General features: G+C 56.3%; 1 pseudogene. It reads left to right on the top strand.

The features are described 5' to 3' along the window. A pseudogene (locus tag KVT28_RS24730) lies at positions 1 to 343 on the top strand (type VI secretion protein); the annotation flags it as partial.

The following is a 343-nucleotide window of genomic DNA, read 5'->3' as shown; positions in this document are numbered from 1 at the left end:
CAACAACATCGCCGAGCGCGATCAGTATCTCGACCGCGAAATCGTCTTTGCCATCGATGAAGCACACATCATCACCACCAACCCGCTGCTGTCGACGTACATGACCAAAGTGGTCAAGATGTGGCGTAAGCTCGGAGCCTGGCTGTGGATGGCGACGCAGAACCTGGCGGATTACCCGGTCATCGCCGAGAAGATGCTGAACATGGCTGAATGGTGGCTGTGTCTGACGTTGCCGCCTGATGAGGTAGAGCAAATTGCGCGCTTTAAGAAGCTGTGCGATGAGCAAAAATCGGTGCTGCTTTCCGCCAGCAAGCTGCCGCGCTGCTACACCGCAGGTGTGATG

The sequence above is a fragment of the Pantoea sp. GbtcB22 genome, assembly GCF_019091025.1.
GTDB classification, from domain to species: domain Bacteria; phylum Pseudomonadota; class Gammaproteobacteria; order Enterobacterales; family Enterobacteriaceae; genus Pantoea; species Pantoea leporis.
The sequence above is the reverse complement of the archived record's forward strand: the minus strand, read 5'-3'. Positions and strand labels throughout refer to the sequence as shown.